Origin of the sequence: Solimonas soli DSM 21787 (genome assembly GCF_000474945.1) — a bacterium.
Classification (GTDB): domain Bacteria; phylum Pseudomonadota; class Gammaproteobacteria; order Nevskiales; family Nevskiaceae; genus Solimonas; species Solimonas soli.
The window spans coordinates 111,056-130,394 of record NZ_AXDW01000007.1; the positions used below are offsets into that span (position 1 = coordinate 111,056).

Below are 19,339 nucleotides of genomic sequence, written 5' to 3' on the forward strand. Positions count from 1 at the left end.
GGTCAGTGTCCATGGCCGGCGACGTAGACGAAGTTCGTGGCGCCGCCCGGCTCGTCGTGAGCGTGGCTGCCGTGCGCGTGGCCGCCGGCATAGGCGCCGGACTCCGGCGTGAACGGCGCCGCGAGCGCGCGCGTCGTCGCACCGAGGCCCTGCAGCATCGCGACGATCACATGATCGTGGCGAATCAGGATGCGGTCTTCGCCGAGCTGCGCCGGCAGGTGGCGATTGCCGATGTGCCAGGCGAGGCGCACGAGCTGCGCGGCGTCGCCCGCCGTCACTTCGATGAGCGCCTCGGGCGCGGCGCTGACGAGAATGATGCGGCCGTCGTCGAGCTTGAGGCCGTCGCCGTCATGGATCAGCGTGGCGCGCGGCAGGTCGAGCAGGAACTCGGTGCCGGCCTCGGCGACGTAGAGGAAGCGGCGGCGGTGGCGGGCATCGTGGTCGAGAGCGATATGGTCGACCGCGGATTCGCGGGGCCAGCTGCCGGCGGGGATGATTTCAGTGGCGCGGAGCATCAGGCGACCTCTGCCCTTTTGAAAGTGTTCCTCTCAATTGAGCTTTCTGATTTCGCCTTGCGGCGACTTACTTCTCTTTGCTTGTGCAAAGAGAAGTAAGCAAGAGAAAGCACACCCTGGCTCTGCGTCGCCGCTGCGCGGCGATACCCTGTGGTGCTCGCCACGAAGGGCGCGGCCGAAACTCGCGATGCTGCGCATCGCTCAGACACTCGGCCGCTGCTTCCCTTCGTGGCTGTGCTCCTCGGCGCAACGCAAAGGGGCCCAACATCAAAAGCCACAGCACGGCACCGACGCTCCGCGTGGATTACCGCTTGCGCGGGAATGACAAAGAAAGACAACAGACCAGATTCCCTCTCCCCGCTTGCGGGGAGAGGGTTAGGGTGAGGGGCAACGTCGCATAGCGACGTGCTGTGGCTTCTGCCGCCGCGACAGCGAGCGGAGCGGCCCTCAGGATGTGATTTCTTTTGGGTACTTTTCTTCGCCTCCAAGCGCCTACTTTTTGGTGCACAAGCAAAGAAAAGTACCTCGCCGACAGGCGAAATCAAAAAGTCCGATCGAACAACGCGCCCGCCAGAACGAGCAGTCACGGCGCTGCGCGCCGCCCTCTCCCTGGCCCTCTCCCGCACGCGGGAGAGGGAACAAGAGCGAAGGAAATCAGTGATCGTGTGCGCGTCCATCAAAACAGAAAATACCGCTGCGCCATCGGCAGCACCTTCGCCGGCTCGCAGGTCAAAAGCTCGCCATCGGCGCGCACCTCGTAGGTCTCCGGATCGACCTCGATGTCCGGCATCGCATCGTTCAGCACCATGCTGCGCTTGCCGATGCCGCCGCGCGTGTTGCGCACCGCCACCAGCGGCCGCGACAGGCCGACGCGCGAAGCGCCGCCGACGTCGATGAAGGCCTGGCTGACGAACAGCAGCGAGCTGGCGATGCCGGCGCGGCCGAGCGCACCGAACATCGGCCGGTAATGCACGGGCTGCGGCGTCGGGATGCTGGCATTGGGATCGCCCATCGGCGCGGCGACGATGCTGCCGCTCTTGATGACGAGATCGGGCTTGACGCCGAAGAAGGCCGGCGACCAGACCACGAGATCGGCGAGCTTGCCGACCTCGACCGAGCCGACGTGCTCGCTGATGCCGTGCGCGATGGCGGGATTGATCGTGTACTTGGCGATGTAGCGGCGCGCGCGGAAGTTGTCGGCGCCGTTGCCGTCGGGGCCCAGCGGGCCGCGCTGCAGCTTCATCTTGTGCGCGGTCTGCCAGCAGCGCAGCGGCGTCTCGCCGACGCGGCCCATGGCCTGCGAGTCGGAGCTCATCATCGAGAACGCGCCGAGGTCGTGCAGGATGTCCTCGGCGGCGATCGTCTCCTTGCGGATGCGGCTCTCGGCGAAGGCGACATCCTCGGCGATCTTCGGATCGAGGTGGTGGCAGACCATCAGCATGTCGAGATGTTCGTCGAGCGTGTTGACGGTGTACGGGCGCGTCGGATTGGTGCTCGACGGCAGCACGTTCGGCAGGCCGGCGACGCGGATGATGTCCGGCGCGTGGCCGCCGCCGGCACCCTCGGTGTGGAAGGCGTGGATGGTGCGGCCCTTGAAGGCGGCGATCGTGCTCTCGACGAAGCCGGATTCGTTGAGCGTGTCGGTGTGCAGCGTGACCTGCACATCCAGCTGGTCGGCCACCGTCATGCAGCAGTCGATCGCCACCGGCGTCGTGCCCCAGTCCTCGTGCAGCTTGAGGCCGCAGGCGCCGGCCAGCACCATTTCCTCGAGCGCGCGCGGCCGGCTGGCGTTGCCCTTGCCGAACAGGCCGATGTTCATCGGCAACGCTTCGCAGGCCTGCAGCATGCGCGCCAGGTGCCAGGGGCCCGGCGTGCAGGTCGTCGCCAGCGTGCCGTGCGCGGGGCCGGTGCCGCCGCCGAGCATGGTCGTGATGCCGGCGTACAGCGCCTCGTCGACCTGCTGCGGGCAGATGAAGTGGATGTGCGCATCGATGCCGCCGGCGGTGACGATGCGGCCTTCGCCGGCGATCACCTCGGTGCCGGGCCCGACGATGATGTCGACGCCGGGCTGCACGTCCGGATTGCCGGCCTTGCCGATGCGCACGATGCGCCCGTCGCGCAGGCCGATGTCGGCCTTGACGATGCCCCAGTGGTCGAGGATCACGGCATTGGTGATGACGGTATCGACGGCGCCGTCGGCGCGGCTGGCCTGCGACTGGCCCATGCCGTCGCGGATCACCTTGCCGCCGCCGAACTTCACTTCCTCGCCGTAGAGGGTGAAATCCTTCTCGATGCGGATGAACAGCTCGGTATCGGCGAGGCGGATGCGATCGCCGGTCGTCGGGCCGTACATGCCGGCGTAGGCGCGGCGGCTGAGGGTCGTGGCCATGGCTAGAGCGCTCCCATCACGTCGCCGCGAAAACCGACGACGGTGCGCGCACCGGCGTAGGCGACGAGCCGCACCTCGCGCGTCTGGCCCGGCTCGAAGCGCATCGCCGTGCCGGCCGGGATGTCGAGGCGCATGCCGCGCGCGGCGGCGCGATCGAAGGCCAGCGCCGGATTGGTCTCGGCGAAGTGGTAATGACTGCCGACCTGCACCGGCCGGTCGCCGGTGTTGGCGACGGCGAGCGTCAGCGAGGCGCGGTCCGCGTTGAGGGTGATCTCGCCTTCGGCACAAAGGATTTCGCCGGGGATCATGGCTTCACCGGATCGGCTGGTGGACGGTGACGAGCTTGGTGCCGTCGGGAAAGGTCGCCTCGACCTGGATCTCGTGAATCATCTCGGCGATGCCCTCCATCACCTGCGCGCGCGTCAGCACCTGCGCGCCGGCCTGCATCAGCGCGGCGACGCTGTGGCCATCGCGCGCGCCCTCGACGACGGTGTCGGTGATCAGGGCGATCGCCTCCGGATGATTGAGCTTGACGCCGCGTTCGAGGCGACGGCGCGCGACCAGCGCGGCCATCGCCACCAGCAGCTTGTCCTTTTCGCGTGGCGTGAGATTCATGTGAGCCTTCAGCAGTACCAGACGCGCGGCAGGCGCGCCGGCAGGCCGGCGATGCCCTGCCGCAGACCGCCGGCGAGATGGATCAGGGAACGGCGCAGGGCCGCCGCGTCGGCGGCGAGCAGGCGCGCGATCAGCAGGCCGCCGAACGCCGTCGCGGCGCCCGGGTGATCGGCGAGCAGGGCGCGCGCCAGCGGCAGCTGCGCCTCGGCGTCGTCGCCGGCGTAGAGCAGCGTGGCGCAGGCGCCGGCGTCGCCGAAGCCGAACGGCGCGGCGCGCGCGGCGGCCACGTCGCCGGCGAGGTGCAGGGCGTCGGCCCAGATCAGGCGGCCATCGCGGCGGATGCGCCAGGCGTCATGCAGCAGGCCGCGCCTCCAGTCCTCGCCCATGGCGCGGCGGCCGAACACCACGCTTTCGGTGGCCAGCAGCCGCGCGGCGGGCGCAAGCTCGGCGTCGAGCCGGCGACGCAGGCGCGCGCCGTCGAACAGGATGGTCTCCTGCGCCAGCCATTCGACCCAGGCACCGGCACCGACACGCAGGTGCACGTCGACGCGCGTGTCGGCCTCCTCGTCGAGCGCGCGATACAGCTTCTCGGCGGCCTGCGTGCTGACGACGACCCGCGCGCCGTCATCGACGCGCAGCGTGAAATCGAGCCGGTCGCCGCCCGTGAGCCCGCCGCTGGTCGTCAGCAGCACGGCCTGCGTCGGCTCGTCGTGCTCGGCGTCCGGGAACAGCAGGCGGCAGGGCGCGCGCTGATAGAGATCGGCGAGGCGTGTGCGGCCGTGTTCGTCGCGACGGTAGCCGAGCACGGCGGCGCCATGCACGCGCTGATGCGCGAAGGTCCGCATGGCGCTGCTGCCGAGGTCGTACACGGGTTCGCGAGGCTGGATGCCGGGCCGGACGGAGGAAGGAAGACGGGCGGCCGGCCGATCCGGCCGCCGCGCCATCATCGCACCGGCGGCACGCGGCTCCCCTACGTCAAATGCCCCATGGGCGGCGCGCGGCCGCGGCGCTAACGTGGCCCCAAATGCCCGCGTGAAATCCCGTGCCGCGGGCCGCGCTGCCCTACGTCAAACACCCCATACCGCGGCGGTCCGCCGCTGCGGAAGACTGCGTGGGCCCGGCCGCCTCGACGTCGATGCGGCCGGTTCACGAACTCTCGTCCGGGTGGGACGCATGCACAGGGGATACACGATGCACAAGGTCGATGTTGGTGAAGTGGCGGCGTCCATGCGACGTCGCGTGATCAAGGCCGCGCGCTGGCTGCCGCTGATCGCCGCCGTCGGCGGCACGGCACCGGCCTTCGCCGCCGACATATCGCTGCCGCCGCTGTCGATCGGCGCCGGCCTGCGCAGCAGTTTCACCAACACGGACGTCGAGGGCAGCGACGAGAAGCCGAACGATTTCACCCTGAACAGCGCGCGCCTCTACGTCAGCGGCGCCGTCACCGGCCAGATCAAGTTCACGCTCAACACCGAGTACAGCGGCGCCGACACGGCCGACAGCAAGGTGCAGGTGATCGACGCGATCGGCCGCTTCGAGTTCTCGCCGCAGCTCAACATCTGGGCCGGCCGCTTCCTGCCGCCGAGCGACCGCGCCAACCTGCACGGCCCGTACTACGCCAACAACTGGGGTTTCGCCGTCGACGGCATCGAGGACGGCTATCCCTTCTACGCCGCCGGCCGCGACAACGGCGTCGCCTACTGGGGCGACTTCGACAAGCTGAAGCTGTCCTTCGGCGTGTTCGACGTGCCGTCGACCAACGCCGCCTCGGGCGATGGCAGCAAGGTCGTCGTCGCCGGCCGCGTGCAGTACGACTTCTGGGATGCCGAGCCGGGCTACTACCTCAACAGCACCTACTACGGCGACAAGGACATCCTCGCGCTCGGCGTCGCCGCGCAGGGTGTCGACGGCGACACCGGCGTCACCGTCGATGGCCTGATGGAGAAGAAGATCGCCGGCGGCGGCGTGCTCAGCCTCGAAGGCGAATACGCGCATTACGACGCACCGTTCTCCGGCTACGGCTATGCCGGCCAGGATTCCAGCGACGGCTTCTTCGGCCTCGCCGCCTTCCTGTTCCCGCAGAAGATCGGCATCGGCCAGATCCAGCTGCTCGGCAAGTACGGCTCGAACAGCTACGACCTGCCCGGCCAGGACGTCGACCTGACGACCACGGAGCTCGACGTCAACTACGTCATCAAGGCCTTCAACGCGCGCGTGAGCCTGTTCTACATCGACAGCGACTACAAGCACGCGCCCGGCGACACGCAACAGGTCGGCATCGGTCTGCAGCTGCAGATCTGATCCGCACAACGAACCCAGGAGTCTTTACATGCAACGCAGGAATCTGATCCGTACCGCGGTCGCGATGGCCGCCGCCCCGCTGCTGCTCGGCCTGTCGCTGGGCGCGCAGGCCGCCGACACCATCAAGGTCGGCGTGCTGCACTCGCTGTCCGGCACCATGGCGATCTCGGAGACCACGCTGAAGGACACCGTCCTGATGATGATCGACGAGCAGAACAAGAAGGGCGGCATCCTCGGCAAGAAGCTGGAGCCGGTGGTCGTCGATCCGGCCTCGAACTGGCCGCTGTTCGCCGAGAAGGCGCGCGAGCTGCTGGCCAAGGACAAGGTCGACGTGATCTTCGGCTGCTGGACCTCGGTGTCGCGCAAGAGCGTGCTGCCGGTCGTCGAGGAACTGAACGGCCTGCTGTTCTATCCGGTGCAGTACGAAGGCGAGGAGTCGAGCAAGAACGTCTTCTACACCGGCGCCGCGCCGAACCAGCAGGCGATCCCGGCCGTCGACTACCTGATGAAGGACGTCGGCGTGAAGCGCTGGGTGCTCGAAGGCACCGACTACGTCTACCCGCGCACGACCAACAAGATCCTCGAGGCCTACCTGAAGTCCAAGGGCGTGGCGGCGGCCGACATCATGATCAACTACACGCCGTTCGGTTTCTCCGACTGGCAGAGCGAGGTGTCGAAGATCAAGACCTTCGGTTCGGCCGGCAAGAAGACCGCGGTCGTCTCGACGATCAACGGCGACGCCAACGTGCCGTTCTACAAGGAGCTCGGCAACCAGAAGATTTCGGCCGAGGACATCCCGGTCGTGGCCTTCTCGGTCGGCGAAGAAGAACTCGCCGGTCTCGACACCAAGCCGCTGGTCGGCCATCTCGCCGCCTGGAACTACTTCGAATCGATCGACACGCCGGCCAACAAGGCGGCCATCGCGCAGTGGCACAAGTTCATCAAGAACGACAAGCGCACGTTCAACGATCCGATGGAGGCGACGGTGATCGGCTTCAAGCTCTGGGTGAAGGCGGTCGAGAAGGCCAAGACCACCGACGTCAGCAAGGTCATCGACACGCTGCCGGGCCTGGAAACGCCGAACCTCACCGGCGGCGTCGCCAAGGTCCTGCCGAACCACCACATCACCAAGCCGGTGTACATCGGCGAAGTGCGCGACGACGGCCAGTTCGACGTGGTCTGGAAGACCAAGAGCGAAGTGCCGGGCGATGCGTGGTCGGACTTCCTGCCGGGCAGCAAGGATATCGAGGCCGACTGGGTCACCTTGAAGTGCGGCAACTACAACACGACCACGAAGAAGTGCTCCGGGCAGAACTTCTGAGCCGAGCCTTCGTGACTTGAAGCCGCGAAGCGGACTCCGGACGACAAATCCGGAGTCCGCCTCCGGAGTCATTGCCGGCATGGCTCATGCAGTGAGCGACGCTGCATGAGCCATGCCGGGAATCGCTCCCGCAACGGAACGAACACCGTGAACGTATCGACCGTCCGCCCTCTGCTCCGCGTGCTGCTCGCCGCCGGCGCCTTCGCCCTGGCGCTCGGCGCGCGCCCGGTCATCGCCCAGGACGAGCGCGCCGCCGCGGCAGCCGCCGTCGGCGACCTCCAGCAGCCCGCCGCCCTGGTCGCCGCCCTGCCCGACGCGAGCTATGCCGACAAGCAGGCGATCTGCGAACGGCTCGTGCAGACCGCCGGCGCCCAGGCCGGCCCGGTGCTGCGCGCGCTGCTCGATGGCCGCCTGTACAGCGATGCCCATCACCGCGTCGTGGTCGTCGAAGGCGAAAGCGAAAGCGAAACGGTGCCGATCCATGATCCGTTCAGCGGCGCCGCGCTCGGCAGCGCCGCGAGCGCGGATCTGAGCAGGATCGGCAGCAACAACATGCTGCGCAAGACTCTGAAGGGCCTGCTCGCGCAGCTCGATCTCGCCGATGTCGATCCGGCGCGGCGCCTCGCCGCCGTGCAGGAATCGCTGCGCTCGCTCGACGGCGCGACGATCGACGCGCTGCGCGCGCGCCGCGATCAGGAACCGGACGACAAGGTGCGCCGGGCGATCGACGTCGGCCTCGCCACCGCCGATCTGGCCAGCGACAGCGCCGACGCGCGGCTCGCCGCCGTGCAAAAGCTCGACGGCGAGCTGAGCCCGGAGGTCTACAACGCGCTGCAGGCCCTGGTCGCGACCGACGAGGCCGGCGCCAGCCGCGAGGCGGACGAGCGCGTGCGCATCGCCGCGCGCCAGGCGCTGAGCCACATCGACGCCATGCGCTCGGTCTACGGCGCTGTCGAGACGCTGTTCTTCGGCCTGTCGCTCGGCTCGGTGCTGGTGCTGTCGGCGATCGGCCTCGCCATCACCTTCGGCGTCATGGGCGTCATCAACATGGCGCACGGCGAGCTGATGATGCTCGGCGCCTACACGGCCTACGTGATGCAGCAGATCCTGCCGCAGCACATCACCGCGGCGACGCTGCTGTCGGTGCCGATGGCGTTCGTGGTCGCCGGCGTCGCCGGCGTCGCGATCGAGCGCGGCATCGTGCGCTTCCTCTACGGCCGGCCCCTCGAAACGCTGCTCGCCACCTTCGGCCTGTCGCTGATCCTGCAGCAGCTGGTGCGCAGCGTGTTCTCGCCGCTGAACCGCTCGGTGTCGACGCCCGAGTTCATGAGCGGCTCGTGGGTCGTCAACGACGCGCTGTCGCTGACCTGGAACCGCCTGTACATCGTCGCCTTCATGCTGCTGGTGTTCGTGGCGCTGCTGCTGGTGCTCAAGCGCACCTCGCTGGGCCTGAAGGTGCGCGCGGTCTCGCAGAACCGCGCCATGGCGCGCGCCATGGGCGTGCGCACCGAATGGATCGACGCGCTGACCTTCGGCCTCGGCTCCGGCGTCGCCGGCGTCGCCGGCGTGGCGCTGTCGCAGCTCACCAACGTCGGCCCGAACCTCGGCCAGAGCTACATCATCGATTCGTTCATGGTGGTCGTGTTCGGCGGCGTCGGCAGCCTGTGGGGCACGCTGATCAGCGGCATGTCGCTCGGGGTCGTCAGCAAGCTGCTCGAACCCTACGCCGGCGCGGTGATGGCGAAGATTCTCGTGCTGCTGTTCCTGATCCTCTTCATCCAGCGCCGGCCGCGGGGCCTGTTCCCGCAGAAGGGCCGCGCCGCGGAAGGTTGACGATGACGCAATCCAAGAGCCTGCTCGGCACGCTGTGGACGGAACGCGGCAGCCGCGCGTTCTACGCGGTGCTGCTGCTCGCCGCCGTACTGGTGCCGGTCCTCAATCTCGGCGTCGCCGAAAGCTCGGCGCTGCACGTGCCGACCTACACCGTCGCCCTGCTCGGCAAGTACCTGTGCTACGCGCTGCTGGCGATCGCCGTCGATCTGGTCTGGGGTTACTGCGGCATCCTCAGCCTCGGCCATACGGCGTTCTTCGCGCTCGGCGGCTACGCCATGGGCATGTACCTGATGCGGCAGATCGGCACGCGCGGCGTCTACGGCGATCCGCTGCTGCCGGACTTCATGGTGTTCCTCAACTGGAAGGAACTGCCGTGGTTCTGGCACGGCATGGACACGTTCTGGTTCGCGATGCTGATGGTGCTGCTGGTGCCGGGCCTGCTGGCCTATGCCTTCGGCTGGTTCGCCTTCCGCTCGCGCGTCACCGGCGTGTACCTGTCGATCATCACCCAGGCGCTGACCTACGCGCTGCTGCTCGCCTTCTTCCGCAACGAGATGGGCTTCGGCGGCAACAACGGCCTCACCGACTTCAAGGACCTGCTCGGCTTCGATCTGCAGAAACCCGGCGTGCGCGTCGCGCTGTTCCTCGCCTCGGCGCTCGCGCTGGGCCTCGCCTACGCCGCCTGCCGCGCGGTGATCGCCTCGCGCCTCGGCCGCGTCATCGAAGCGGTGCGCGATGCCGAGAGCCGCACGCGCTTCATCGGCTACCGCGTCGAGAACGTGAAGCTCTGGGTGTGGGTGTTCTCGGCGCTGCTCGCGGCCGTCGCCGGCGCGCTGTACGTGCCGCAGGTCGGCATCATCAACCCGAGCGAATTCGCGCCGATCGGCGCCATCGAGATCGTCGTGTGGGTCGCCGTCGGCGGCCGCGGCACGCTGTACGGCGCCGCGCTCGGCGCGCTGCTCGTCAACTACGCGAAGACCTGGTTCACCGGCGCGCTGCCCGAGGTCTGGCTGTTCGCGCTCGGCGGACTGTTCGTCGGCGTGACGCTGTTCCTGCCGCAGGGCATCGTCGGCCTGATCGCGCAGCTGCAGGCGCGTCTCAGGAGACCGGCGCCGCCGAAGGAGGCTTCGGCATGAGAGGCACCCAGCGGCAATACCTGGGCCGTCGTTCGTCGCAGCCGAAGGTCGACATCGCCAACAACATCATCCTGTACGTCGAGGACGTCAGCGTCAGCTTCGATGGCTTCAGGGCGCTCAACCATCTGAACCTCTACATCGAGGTCGGCGAGCTGCGCTGCATCATCGGTCCGAACGGCGCCGGCAAGACGACGATGATGGACGTGATCACCGGCAAGACGCGCCCCGACAGCGGCTCGGCCTGGTTCGGCCAGACCATCGACCTGCTGACGCTCAGCGAGCCGGAGATCGCGCAGGCCGGCATCGGCCGCAAGTTCCAGAAGCCGACGGTGTTTCCGAACCACACGGTGTTCGAGAACCTCGAACTGGCGATGGCCGGCACGCGCTCGCCGTGGCGGCTGCTGGTCGCGCGGCTCGACGGCGAACAGCTCGACCGCATCGCCGAGGTGTTGAGAACGATCGGCCTCGCCGATCGCCGCGACGCCATCGCCGGCAGCCTGTCGCACGGCCAGAAGCAGTGGCTGGAGATCGGCATGCTGCTGATGCAGGACCCGCAGCTGCTGCTGGTCGACGAGCCGGTCGCCGGCATGACGCCGCAGGAAACGGAGCGCACCGCCGAGCTGCTGGTGTCGCTGGCCGGAACACGCTCGGTCGTCGTCGTCGAACACGACATGGATTTCGTGCGTTCGATCGCGCGCACGGTGACGGTCCTGCACGAGGGCAGCGTGCTCGCCGAGGGCAGCATCGACGACGTGCAGGCGAATCCGCGTGTCGTCGAAGTCTATCTGGGCGAGTGATGACGATGAGCGAAGCCAGCAACCTTCTGCAGATCCGCTCGCTCAACCAGTTCTATGGCGGCAGCCACACGCTCTGGGATGTCAGCCTCGACGTCGCGCGCGGCTCCATCACCTGCCTCATGGGTCGCAACGGCATGGGCAAGACCACCCTGCTGCGTTGCGTGATGGGCCTGGTGCCGGCGACGTCCGGCGAGATCGTCTACGACGGCGGCACCGATCTACGCAAACTCGGCGCCGAGCAGCGCGCCGCGCTCGGCATCGGCTTCGTGCCGCAGGGCCGCGAGATCTTCAGCCAGCTCAGCGTGGAGGAGAACCTGCGCATGGGCCTGATCGCCAAACGCGAACGCCCGGCCGACGCGCTCGACCGCGTCTACGCGACGTTCCCGGTGCTCAAGCAGATGCTGCGCCGCCGCGGCGGCGATCTCTCCGGCGGCCAGCAGCAGCAGCTGGCGATCGGCCGCGCGCTGCTGCTGCAGCCGCAATTGCTGATCCTCGACGAGCCCTGCGAAGGCATCCAGCCGAACATCGTGCACGAGATCGGCGATTTGCTGCTCCGCCTCAACCTCGAGACCGGCCTGACCGTGCTGATCGTCGAGCAGAAGCTGCCGTTCGCACGCCGCGTCGCCAGCGAATTCCGCGTGCTCGACAAAGGCCGCCTCGTCGCCGGCGGGCCGATCGCCGGACTCAGCGACGAGATCGTCAGGCAGCACCTCACGGTGTGAGGCCACTCAGTCGCGGCAGCAGCCTTCGCCGCTCTCGATCGTCAGGCAGTCCTTCTTGTCCGCCAGCCACTTCATGCCGGTCGCGGCGCCGTCGCTGGCGCCGATCGATGCGCTGCTGCCATTGCGCTCGAAGTCGATGTGGTCGCCGGCCGCGCGGCCTTCGTAGCGCGTCTCGCCGTCGAGCGTGCGGATCTTCACGCGGTCGTGGTCGCCGCTCGCCGCCGGATCGAGCCAGGTGCTTCCGGCCCGCTCCAGCGGCCGAACCAGAACTGCAGCGCCGGGCGCATCGAATCGACGGGCACGGCCGGCGGCGCGGCCGGCGCCTGCGCGGCTTCGGGCAGCGGCTTCGGGCAGCGGCGCCGGCCCGGCATCGTCGTGCTGCTGGCGACATCCCGCCGCCGCCAGCGCCGCGAAGCCGCACATCACGATCCCGTTCGCCGTCCTCGTCATCGTCTCCGCGAACGGAGGCCGCCGCTTGAACGGCCGGTGAAGCGCGCGGGCGGCGGGAAACTTCGACATCCGCGCCGCGTTCCGGCATGCTCGCGCCCGCCGCCGGGCGCGGCATTCAGATAGTGGTCAGAGCGCGCCTTTAAGCTGGCCGCAGCCGCGACGGCGGCGAGAAAGTGATGGCCTTCCCCCGGAGGAACGATGGCGGAGCGTGAGCACGCGGCTGCGGCGGTGAATCTGCTGCGCGAGCGGCTGGCCAGCGGCCGGCTGCTGCCGGCGCGCCGTGCCCTGCACGCGCTGAACCCCTCCGAGATCGCCGACCTGCTCGAGTCGCTGCCGCCGCGGCAGCGCGCCATCGTCTGGAACATGGTCAGCCCCGAGGACGACGGCGAGGTGCTGCTGCATCTCGGCGAGGACGTGCGCGACGAGCTGATCAAGCAGATGGACGTCAACGAGCTGGTCGCCGCCGCCGAAGAGCTCGACATCGACGACCTCGCCGACTTCATCGAGCATCTGCCCGAAACCGTCACCCAGCAGGTCCTGAAGGCGCTCGACGCCGACGACCGCGCGCGCCTCGAATCGGTGCTGGCCTACGAGCCGGACACCGCCGGCGGCCTGATGAACACCGACACGGTGACGGTGCGGCCGGACGTGACGCTCGACGTCGTGCAGCGCTATCTGCGCCTGCGCGGCGAGCTGCCGTCGCACACCGACGCGCTGTTCGTGGTCGACCGCTACGCGCACTATCTCGGCGCGCTGCCGCTGGCGGCGATCCTCACGCGCGCGCCGGACGAGCTCGTCTCCGGCGTGATGGAGCGCGATCGCGAAACGATGCCGGCGACGATGAAGGAAGAACAGGTCGCGCAGCGTTTCGAGCACGCCGACCTCGTGTCGGCGCCGGTGCTCGACGAGCGCAACCGCCTGATCGGCCGCATCACGATCGACGACGTGGTCGACGTCATCCGCCGCGAATCCGAGCACAAGCTGATGTCGATGGCCGGCCTCGACGAGGACGAGGACATCTTCGCGCCGGTGCGCGGCGCGGCGAAGCGGCGCGCGATCTGGCTCGGCATCAACCTGCTGACGGCCTTTCTCGCATCCTCGGTCGTCGATCTGTTCGAGGGCTCGATCAGCAAGGTCGTCGCCCTCGCCGTGCTGATGCCCGTCGTGGCCAGCATGGGCGGCATCGGCGGCAGCCAGACGCTGACCCTGATGATCCGCGGCCTCGCGCTCGGCCAGATCGGCTGGCACAACTGGCAGCCGCTGCTGCGCAAGGAACTGGCGGTCGCCGCCGTCAACGGCGTGCTGTGGGCGCTCGTCGTCGGCACGACGGCCTGGATCTGGTTCCACAGTCCGCTGCTGGCGCTGGTCGTCGGCATGGCCATCGTCATCAACCAGACCATCGCCGCGCTGGCCGGCATCTTCGTGCCGCTGACCCTGAAGAAATTCGGCGTCGACCCGGCGCTCGCCGGCAGCGTGATCCTGACCACCTTCACCGACGTCTGCGGCTTCTTCAGCCTGCTGTCGCTGGGCACGCTGATCCTGCTGTGAGCCTTGTCTCCCCCTCCCCACGGACGTGGGGAGGGGTTGGGGTGAGGGGCGACCGGCAAAGCGCATCGCTCGTTCGAGCCACCCCTCCCCTTTCCCTCTCCCCTTGTCCAGGGGCAGAGGCAATGGCATCACACCCAGATTTCGTTGACCGGATCGGCGACGCGCCACAAGTACCAGCTGGCGACGGTCCGATACGGCGCCCATTTCCTGACGATCCTCAGCGTGCGCGTGTCCGACACCGGCCGGCCCCTGTTGTAGAGCATGGCGACGCCGCGGCGCAGGCCGACGTCGTCCATCGCGAACAGGTCCAGGCGGCCGAGCGCGAACATCAGGAACATCTCGGCGGTCCAGCGGCCGACGCCGGGCAGCGCGTCGAGCAACTCGATCGCCGCTTCATCGTCGAGCCGGGCCAGCGCCTCGAAGTCTAGCGTGCCGGCGTCGGCGGCTTCGCCGAGCGCCTTCAGCCACCTGGCCTTGGCGTTCGACAGGCCATAGGTGCGCAGCTGCTCGTGCGTCGCCGCCGCGAGCAGCAGCGGCGTGATGGCGGTCGCCGCGCCGATGCCGGCCATCAGGCGCGCCTGGATGGTGTCGGCCGCCTTGCTCGACAGCTGCTGGCTGATGATCGAGGAGCACAGCGTATGGAAGGGATCGCGCGCCTTCGCGCCGAGCGTGCACGGCCCGTGCCTGACGATGACCTCGGCCATCACCGGGTCGACCTCGGCGAGATGCTGCTCGGCAGCGCGGATCTGATCGCGGATACGCGGCATGTAAGCCCTCCCTCTGAAGATCGTCGCCAGGGACGGCGACGGCTGGCGCAGGCCGGCCGCCTCGCGCCGCGGGCGCGCACGAACGGCGCAGGATGCGCATAATCCCACAAACCTTTTCTGCAGCGGAAAGCCCGTGCTCTTCACGTTCTTCTTCACCCTGCGCGCGGCCGGCGTCAAGGCCAGTCTCAGCGAATTCCTGATGCTGCTGGAGGCGCTGTCCAGGCATGTGGCGATCTTCTCGCTCGACGACTTCTATCATCTGTCGCGCGCCGCGCTGGTCAAGGACGAGTCGCAGTACGACCGCTTCGACCGCGCCTTCGCCGCGTACTTCAAGGGCATCGAGGCGATCACCGGCGAGCTGTTCGGTTCGATTCCGGAAGAATGGCTGCGCCTGCAGGCGCAGAAGCACCTGACGCCGGAGGAGATGGAAAAGATCCAGGCGCTCGGCGGCCTCGACAAGCTCATGGAGACGCTCAAGCAGCGCCTCGAAGAACAGAAGGGGCGCCACGAAGGCGGCAACAAGTGGATCGGCACCGGCGGCACCAGCCCCTTCGGCCACGGCGGCTACAACCCGGAGGGCATCCGCATCGGCGGGCCCGGCGGCCAGAAGAAGGCTGTCAAGGTATGGGAGAAGCGCGACTTCCGCAATCTCGACGACAGCGTCGAGCTCGGCACGCGCAACATCAAGATCGCCCTGCGCCGCCTGCGCCGCTTCGCCCGCGAGGGCGCGCCCGACATGCTCGACATCGACGACACCATCAGCTCGACGGCGCGCAACGCCGGCTGGCTCGACATCAAGATGGTGCCGGAGCGCCGCAACGCCGCCAAGGTGCTGCTGTTCCTCGACGTCGGCGGCTCGATGGACCCGCACATCAAGGTCTGCGAGGAGCTGTTCAGCGCCGCCAAGACCGAGTTCAAGCACCTCGAATACTTCTACTTCCACAACTTCATCTACGAGTCGGTGTGGAAGGACAATGCGCGCCGCCACAGCGAGCGCATCCCCGTCTTCGACGTGCTGCACAAGTACACGCCGGACTACAAGGTCGTGTTCGTCGGCGACGCGACCATGAGCCCCTACGAGATCATCCATCCGGGCGGCAGCGTCGAGCACTGGAACGAGGAGGCCGGCGCGGTCTGGTTCAAGCGCGTGGCCGCGCAGTTCCCGCACCTCGTCTGGATCAATCCGGAGAGCGAGGATCGCTGGGATTACACCTCGTCGATCAAGGTCACCAACGAACTGCTCGGCGAGGGCCGCATGTTCCCCATGACCCTGTCCGGCCTCGAGGCGGCGATGCGGCGCCTGACGCACTGACGCGGCGCGCCGCCGCCTGCCGCTACAATCCCCGGACCGCCGCACGAGACGATCGACTTGAAACCCTGGACTCGCCGCTTCCTGCAACGCTGGCTGATCACCGGCTTCTTCGCGTTTGCGCTGATCGTGCTGCTCGGCAACCGCTGGGTTATCAACAGCACCGATTCATACATCTACCGCGACTGGGCGCTGATGCCGGCGAACGACGTCGGCGTCGTGCTCGGCACCAGCAAGTACATGGAGAACGGCAAGCCGAGTCCGGAATTCCGCGGCCGCATCCAGGCCGCCGCCGAGCTGTACCGCAACGGCAAGATCAAGCATCTGATCGTCAGCGGCGCCAATCCGGACGAAAGCTACAACGAGCCGCGCGCCATGCGCCGCGAGCTGGTCAAGGAAGGCGTGCCGGATGCGGCGATCACCATGGACTTCGCCGGTTTCCGCACCCTGGATTCGATCGTGCGCGCCGAAGCCGTGTTCGGTCTCAGGCACTTCACCGTCATCACGCAGCGCTATCACAGCTACCGCACCGTGTTCATCGGCCGCAAGCTGGGCCTCAAGGTGGTGGCCTACATCGCGCCGGCGACCAGCGACGGCGGCTACGGCAGCCGCAATCCGCCGCGTGAGGTGTTCGCGCGCGTCAAGGCGATTCTCGACATCTTCCTGCTCAGCACCGAGCCGAAGTTCCTCGGCGAGCCCGAGCACATCGAGCTCAATCCCCAGGACAGCGACACGCCGACCGCGCCGCTGCCGGCACCTTCGGAAAGCAGCAGCCGCAACGCGCCGAGCAGCTGAGCGGCGGGCAAAAAGAGGGCCAGCTTGCGCTGGCCCATCGCCCCCACGATCGGACGGCCCCCGCCGTCCGCACGCAGCCCCCCGGATCTATCGAAAAAGTGCGTGCGCGCGACCCGTCGCGACGATGGGCTCGAGTGTCGTTTTGCAGGGTTCGTCGGCCCGGTGCGGCACGGTGCTGATGGCGCGCTCCTCTGAATTGTCTTGACGGCGGCATTGAACACCGCCGGCGTCCGCGTCGAAGCGGACGATGCGTCGCAGTATGGACAGCTTACGCGCCGGCCCCGTCACCTTGGGAAGGGCTTTCGCTACCGCTCATCGGAATGTGCGGCGCAACATCGCCGCCGCGCTGCGACGCAGCACGTGGGTCAGCGAAGGTCGCCGTGTCCGTACTCGGCGAGCAGCGCCTGCAGCGGCGCGCGCCAGGCATCGCCGCGCACGAGCAGGGTCAGCGGCATGCGGCGGCGCGTGAGATCGTCGAGCGATAGCGCCATCTCGGCGCGCACGGCGTGCACCGCCTCGGCATGGACGAAGGGTGCGTCGGCGGCGATGCGCTGCGCGAGGCGGCGGTCCCGCTGGATCAGCGCAGCGATCGCCGAGATGCCGCAGCCGTGGCGCAGCGTCAGCCAGCGCGCCGCTTCGAGATCGACGCCGATCGCCGCCAGTTCGGCGATCGCGCTGGCCTGCCAGCTCTCGAAATCCGCGCTCGCCGAGGCCTGCGGCGCGCCGGGCAGCGGCCGCGCCTGCGTCACCGGCTGCGGCGGCCGGCGACCGAGCGCGCGGAACACCGCATCGACGATGCTGATGCTGTCGTGCCGCGAGGTCGTGTACTTGCCGCCGACGTGCATGACCAGATTCGGCTGCGGCTGCAGCACGGTGAACTCGCGCGTCACCGCGGAAAGCGATGCGGCGTCCTCGGCCTGCAGCATGCGCACGCCGGCGAAGCGGGCGATGACGTCGGCTTCCGTCCACCCGATGCCCGGCAGGCCCGCGCGCACGCCCGCCAGCAGGTAGCGCGTCTCCTCGTCGGTCGGCTGTGCCTCGGCCGGCGCCGTCACCGTCGACTCCGTCGTGCCGACCAGGGTGCGGCCGTACCAGGGGATCACGAAGAACACGCGGCCGTCGCTCGCGGTCAGCAGGAAGGCCTCGTTGCAGCCGGCGATCGCCGGCAGCACCAGGTGCGTGCCCTTGACCAGCTTGACCTTCGGCGCCGCGGCACCGAGCAGGCCCGGCGCCCAGGGCCCGGCGGCGTTGACCACGACTTTGGCGCGCACCGTCAGCGGCGCGCCGGTGACGCGGTCCTCGAGCTCGGCGCCGCAGACCTTGCCCTCCGCCTCGATCAGCGCGCGCGCCGCGACGCGATTGGCGCAGACCGCGCCGCAGGCCTGCGCGGCCGCGGTCACCATCAGCGTCATGCGCGCGTCGTCCTCCTGGCAGTCGCCGTAGCGAAAGCCGCCGAGCAGCTTCTGCGGATCGACGAAGGGATACTCGGCGAGCATCTGCCGTGCGCTGTAGTGCCGGTGCGGCCGCACCGGCCGGCTGCCGAGCGCCAGCAGGTCATAGAGGAACAGGCCCGCCGACACCAGGAACGGACTGGCGCGCGGGCCTTTCCACATCGGCAGGATGAAGTTCAGCGGCCGCACCAGATGCGGCGCGATGCGGTACAGCGTGCGGCGCTCCTTGAGCGCATGCCGCACGAGCGCGAATTCGTAGTTCTCGAGGTAGCGCAGGCCGCCGTGGATCAGCTTGCTCGACGCCGACGACGTGCCGCTGCCCCAGTCGTTCTTCTCGATGAGCGCCACCGACAGGCCGCGGCTGGCCGCATCGTAGGCGGTCCAGGCGCCGTAGATGCCGCCGCCGATGACGAGCACGTCGAACTCGCGCGCGGCGAGTTCGGCGGGATTGCGGATCAGAGGAAACCCAGTGGACATCGCAACTCCATGCAAGCTCGGCGGGAACCGTCCCGGCGGATCGAGCGACGGCGCGGCCGTGCCCTCGCATCCGCGCATGTGTCAGGGCACGCGCACCCGTCCCGGCAAGCGCCTATTTGTGAATCTTCTCGATGTCGAAGTGACCCTTCGGCTGCTTGTGCAGCCAGAGATAGGTCTGTGCGATGCGCGCCGGATCGAAGCGCGTGCCGGCCTGCAGGATGCCGTACACGGTGACGGTGGCGACGTGCAGGCCGTGCGCGCCGAGCTCCTGCGCCAGCGTGTAGGTCAGCGAACGCAGCGCCGCCTTGCCGAGCGACAGCGAGGCGTACTTCATGGCCGGTTCGTAGGCGAAGCCGCCGCCGCTGAACAGGATCGTGCCCTTCTTGGCCTTGATCATGGCCGGCGCCACCTCCTTGGCGGCGACCAGCGCGCCGGCCACGTTGACGCGGAATTCCTCGATCAGCCGGTCGGTCGAGATCTGCGTCGGCGTCTCGAGGTGGGCGGCGGCGGCGTTGTAGATCAGCACCGCGGGGTCGCCGAAATCATCGCGCGCGGCGTCGAGACCCTGCTTCAGCGAAATCTCGTCGCCGGCGTCCGCCGCATAGGCGGCGACGGCACGGCCGGTCTTGCGCGACAGCTCGGAGCACAGCTCGCGCAGCTTCGACGGGCCGCGCGCCAGCAGCACGATGTCATGGCCTTCGCCGGCAAAGGCCTCGGCGAGCGCCGCGCCGATGCCCGGCCCCGCGCCGACGATGAAGCAGACGGGACGACGCTCGATCTTGGCCTTCTTGCGCGGAGCGGGACTGCGTGCGGTCATTGCGGCGTGCCTCGGCTTCTTGTCGTGCGCATATGATAAGCATGCAGCGTACCGGCGGACGGCCGGACGCCCTGGCTGCATGAGGCATGCCTGCTA

At 68.5% G+C, this 19,339-nt stretch carries 18 protein-coding genes; 9 read left to right on the forward strand and 9 right to left on the reverse strand.

The annotated features are described in order from the left end of the window. Nucleotides 1-2: 2 nt before the first annotated feature. From K344_RS0104885 to K344_RS0104905, 5 genes are all read right to left on the reverse strand, one after another. Entirely contained in the window at nucleotides 3-515 is a 513-nt protein-coding gene (locus K344_RS0104885) for an urease accessory protein UreE (RefSeq protein ID WP_028079717.1), read from the reverse strand. A gap of 676 nt (nucleotides 516-1,191) precedes the next feature. Continuing rightward, complete coding sequence (gene ureC / locus K344_RS0104890; protein WP_028079718.1) at nucleotides 1,192-2,904, reverse strand: urease subunit alpha; 1,713 nt, start codon at nucleotides 2,902-2,904, stop codon at nucleotides 1,192-1,194. 2 nt (nucleotides 2,905-2,906) lie between these two features. Then, a complete protein-coding gene (locus tag K344_RS0104895; protein ID WP_028079719.1) occupies nucleotides 2,907-3,212 on the reverse strand; it encodes an urease subunit beta in 306 nt (101 codons plus the stop codon). A gap of 4 nt (nucleotides 3,213-3,216) precedes the next feature. Beyond that, on the reverse strand, nucleotides 3,217-3,519 hold the full coding sequence (locus K344_RS0104900; protein ID WP_028079720.1) for an urease subunit gamma: 303 nt from the start codon (nucleotides 3,517-3,519) through the stop codon (nucleotides 3,217-3,219). A gap of 8 nt (nucleotides 3,520-3,527) precedes the next feature. Further along, nucleotides 3,528-4,388 (reverse strand): urease accessory protein UreD, encoded by an 861-nt coding sequence (locus tag K344_RS0104905; RefSeq protein ID WP_245586113.1) that lies wholly within the window; start codon nucleotides 4,386-4,388, stop codon nucleotides 3,528-3,530. A 322-nt stretch (nucleotides 4,389-4,710) separates the two neighbouring features. On the opposite strand from K344_RS0104905, the gene K344_RS0104910 reads away from it, so the two are divergent. From K344_RS0104910 to urtE, 6 genes are all read left to right on the forward strand, one after another. Then, the gene (locus K344_RS0104910; protein WP_157622773.1) at nucleotides 4,711-5,820 is read left to right on the forward strand and encodes a porin; all 1,110 of its coding nucleotides are present in this window, start codon (nucleotides 4,711-4,713) and stop codon (nucleotides 5,818-5,820) included. Nucleotides 5,821-5,848: 28 nt separating this feature from the next. After that, nucleotides 5,849-7,141 (forward strand): urea ABC transporter substrate-binding protein, encoded by a 1,293-nt coding sequence (gene urtA, locus K344_RS0104915; protein WP_028079723.1) that lies wholly within the window; start codon nucleotides 5,849-5,851, stop codon nucleotides 7,139-7,141. 147 nt (nucleotides 7,142-7,288) lie between these two features. Beyond that, nucleotides 7,289-8,974: an urea ABC transporter permease subunit UrtB gene (gene urtB, locus K344_RS0104920; protein WP_245586114.1), complete on the forward strand. Its 1,686-nt coding sequence runs from the start codon at nucleotides 7,289-7,291 to the stop codon at nucleotides 8,972-8,974. A gap of 2 nt (nucleotides 8,975-8,976) precedes the next feature. Continuing rightward, the gene (gene urtC, locus K344_RS0104925) at nucleotides 8,977-10,110 is read left to right on the forward strand and encodes an urea ABC transporter permease subunit UrtC (RefSeq protein WP_051361909.1); all 1,134 of its coding nucleotides are present in this window, start codon (nucleotides 8,977-8,979) and stop codon (nucleotides 10,108-10,110) included. After that, nucleotides 10,107-10,907, forward strand: a complete 801-nt coding sequence (urtD, locus tag K344_RS0104930; RefSeq protein ID WP_028079726.1) for an urea ABC transporter ATP-binding protein UrtD — start codon at nucleotides 10,107-10,109, stop codon at nucleotides 10,905-10,907. The genes urtC and urtD overlap by 4 nt, the downstream gene beginning before the upstream one ends. 5 nt (nucleotides 10,908-10,912) lie before the next feature. Further along, complete coding sequence (gene urtE / locus K344_RS0104935) at nucleotides 10,913-11,629, forward strand: urea ABC transporter ATP-binding subunit UrtE (RefSeq protein WP_028079727.1); 717 nt, start codon at nucleotides 10,913-10,915, stop codon at nucleotides 11,627-11,629. A 6-nt stretch (nucleotides 11,630-11,635) separates the two neighbouring features. On the opposite strand, the gene K344_RS23835 is transcribed toward urtE, so the two are convergent. Continuing rightward, entirely contained in the window at nucleotides 11,636-12,079 is a 444-nt protein-coding gene (locus K344_RS23835) for a hypothetical protein (RefSeq protein ID WP_157622774.1), read from the reverse strand. A gap of 198 nt (nucleotides 12,080-12,277) precedes the next feature. On the opposite strand from K344_RS23835, the gene mgtE reads away from it, so the two are divergent. Further along, nucleotides 12,278-13,627: a magnesium transporter gene (mgtE, locus tag K344_RS0104945; protein ID WP_028079728.1), complete on the forward strand. Its 1,350-nt coding sequence runs from the start codon at nucleotides 12,278-12,280 to the stop codon at nucleotides 13,625-13,627. Between the two features lie 128 nt (nucleotides 13,628-13,755). Here mgtE and K344_RS0104950 read toward each other — a convergent pair whose 3' ends face one another. Further along, the gene (locus K344_RS0104950; protein WP_043113825.1) at nucleotides 13,756-14,394 is read right to left on the reverse strand and encodes a DNA-3-methyladenine glycosylase family protein; all 639 of its coding nucleotides are present in this window, start codon (nucleotides 14,392-14,394) and stop codon (nucleotides 13,756-13,758) included. Between the two features lie 133 nt (nucleotides 14,395-14,527). On the opposite strand from K344_RS0104950, the gene K344_RS0104955 reads away from it, so the two are divergent. After that, on the forward strand, nucleotides 14,528-15,706 hold the full coding sequence (locus K344_RS0104955) for a vWA domain-containing protein (protein WP_028079730.1): 1,179 nt from the start codon (nucleotides 14,528-14,530) through the stop codon (nucleotides 15,704-15,706). Between the two features lie 57 nt (nucleotides 15,707-15,763). Further along, on the forward strand, nucleotides 15,764-16,498 hold the full coding sequence (locus tag K344_RS20310) for a SanA/YdcF family protein (protein WP_051361911.1): 735 nt from the start codon (nucleotides 15,764-15,766) through the stop codon (nucleotides 16,496-16,498). Nucleotides 16,499-16,863: 365 nt separating this feature from the next. Here the strand turns inward: K344_RS20310 and K344_RS0104965 are convergent, their stop codons facing one another. Together K344_RS0104965 and K344_RS0104970 are read right to left on the reverse strand one after the other, a co-directional pair. Next, nucleotides 16,864-18,426, reverse strand: a complete 1,563-nt coding sequence (locus tag K344_RS0104965) for a glycerol-3-phosphate dehydrogenase/oxidase (protein WP_028079731.1) — start codon at nucleotides 18,424-18,426, stop codon at nucleotides 16,864-16,866. 112 nt (nucleotides 18,427-18,538) lie between these two features. After that, entirely contained in the window at nucleotides 18,539-19,243 is a 705-nt protein-coding gene (locus tag K344_RS0104970; RefSeq protein ID WP_169729247.1) for an SDR family NAD(P)-dependent oxidoreductase, read from the reverse strand. Between the last annotated feature and the right edge of the window lie 96 nt (nucleotides 19,244-19,339).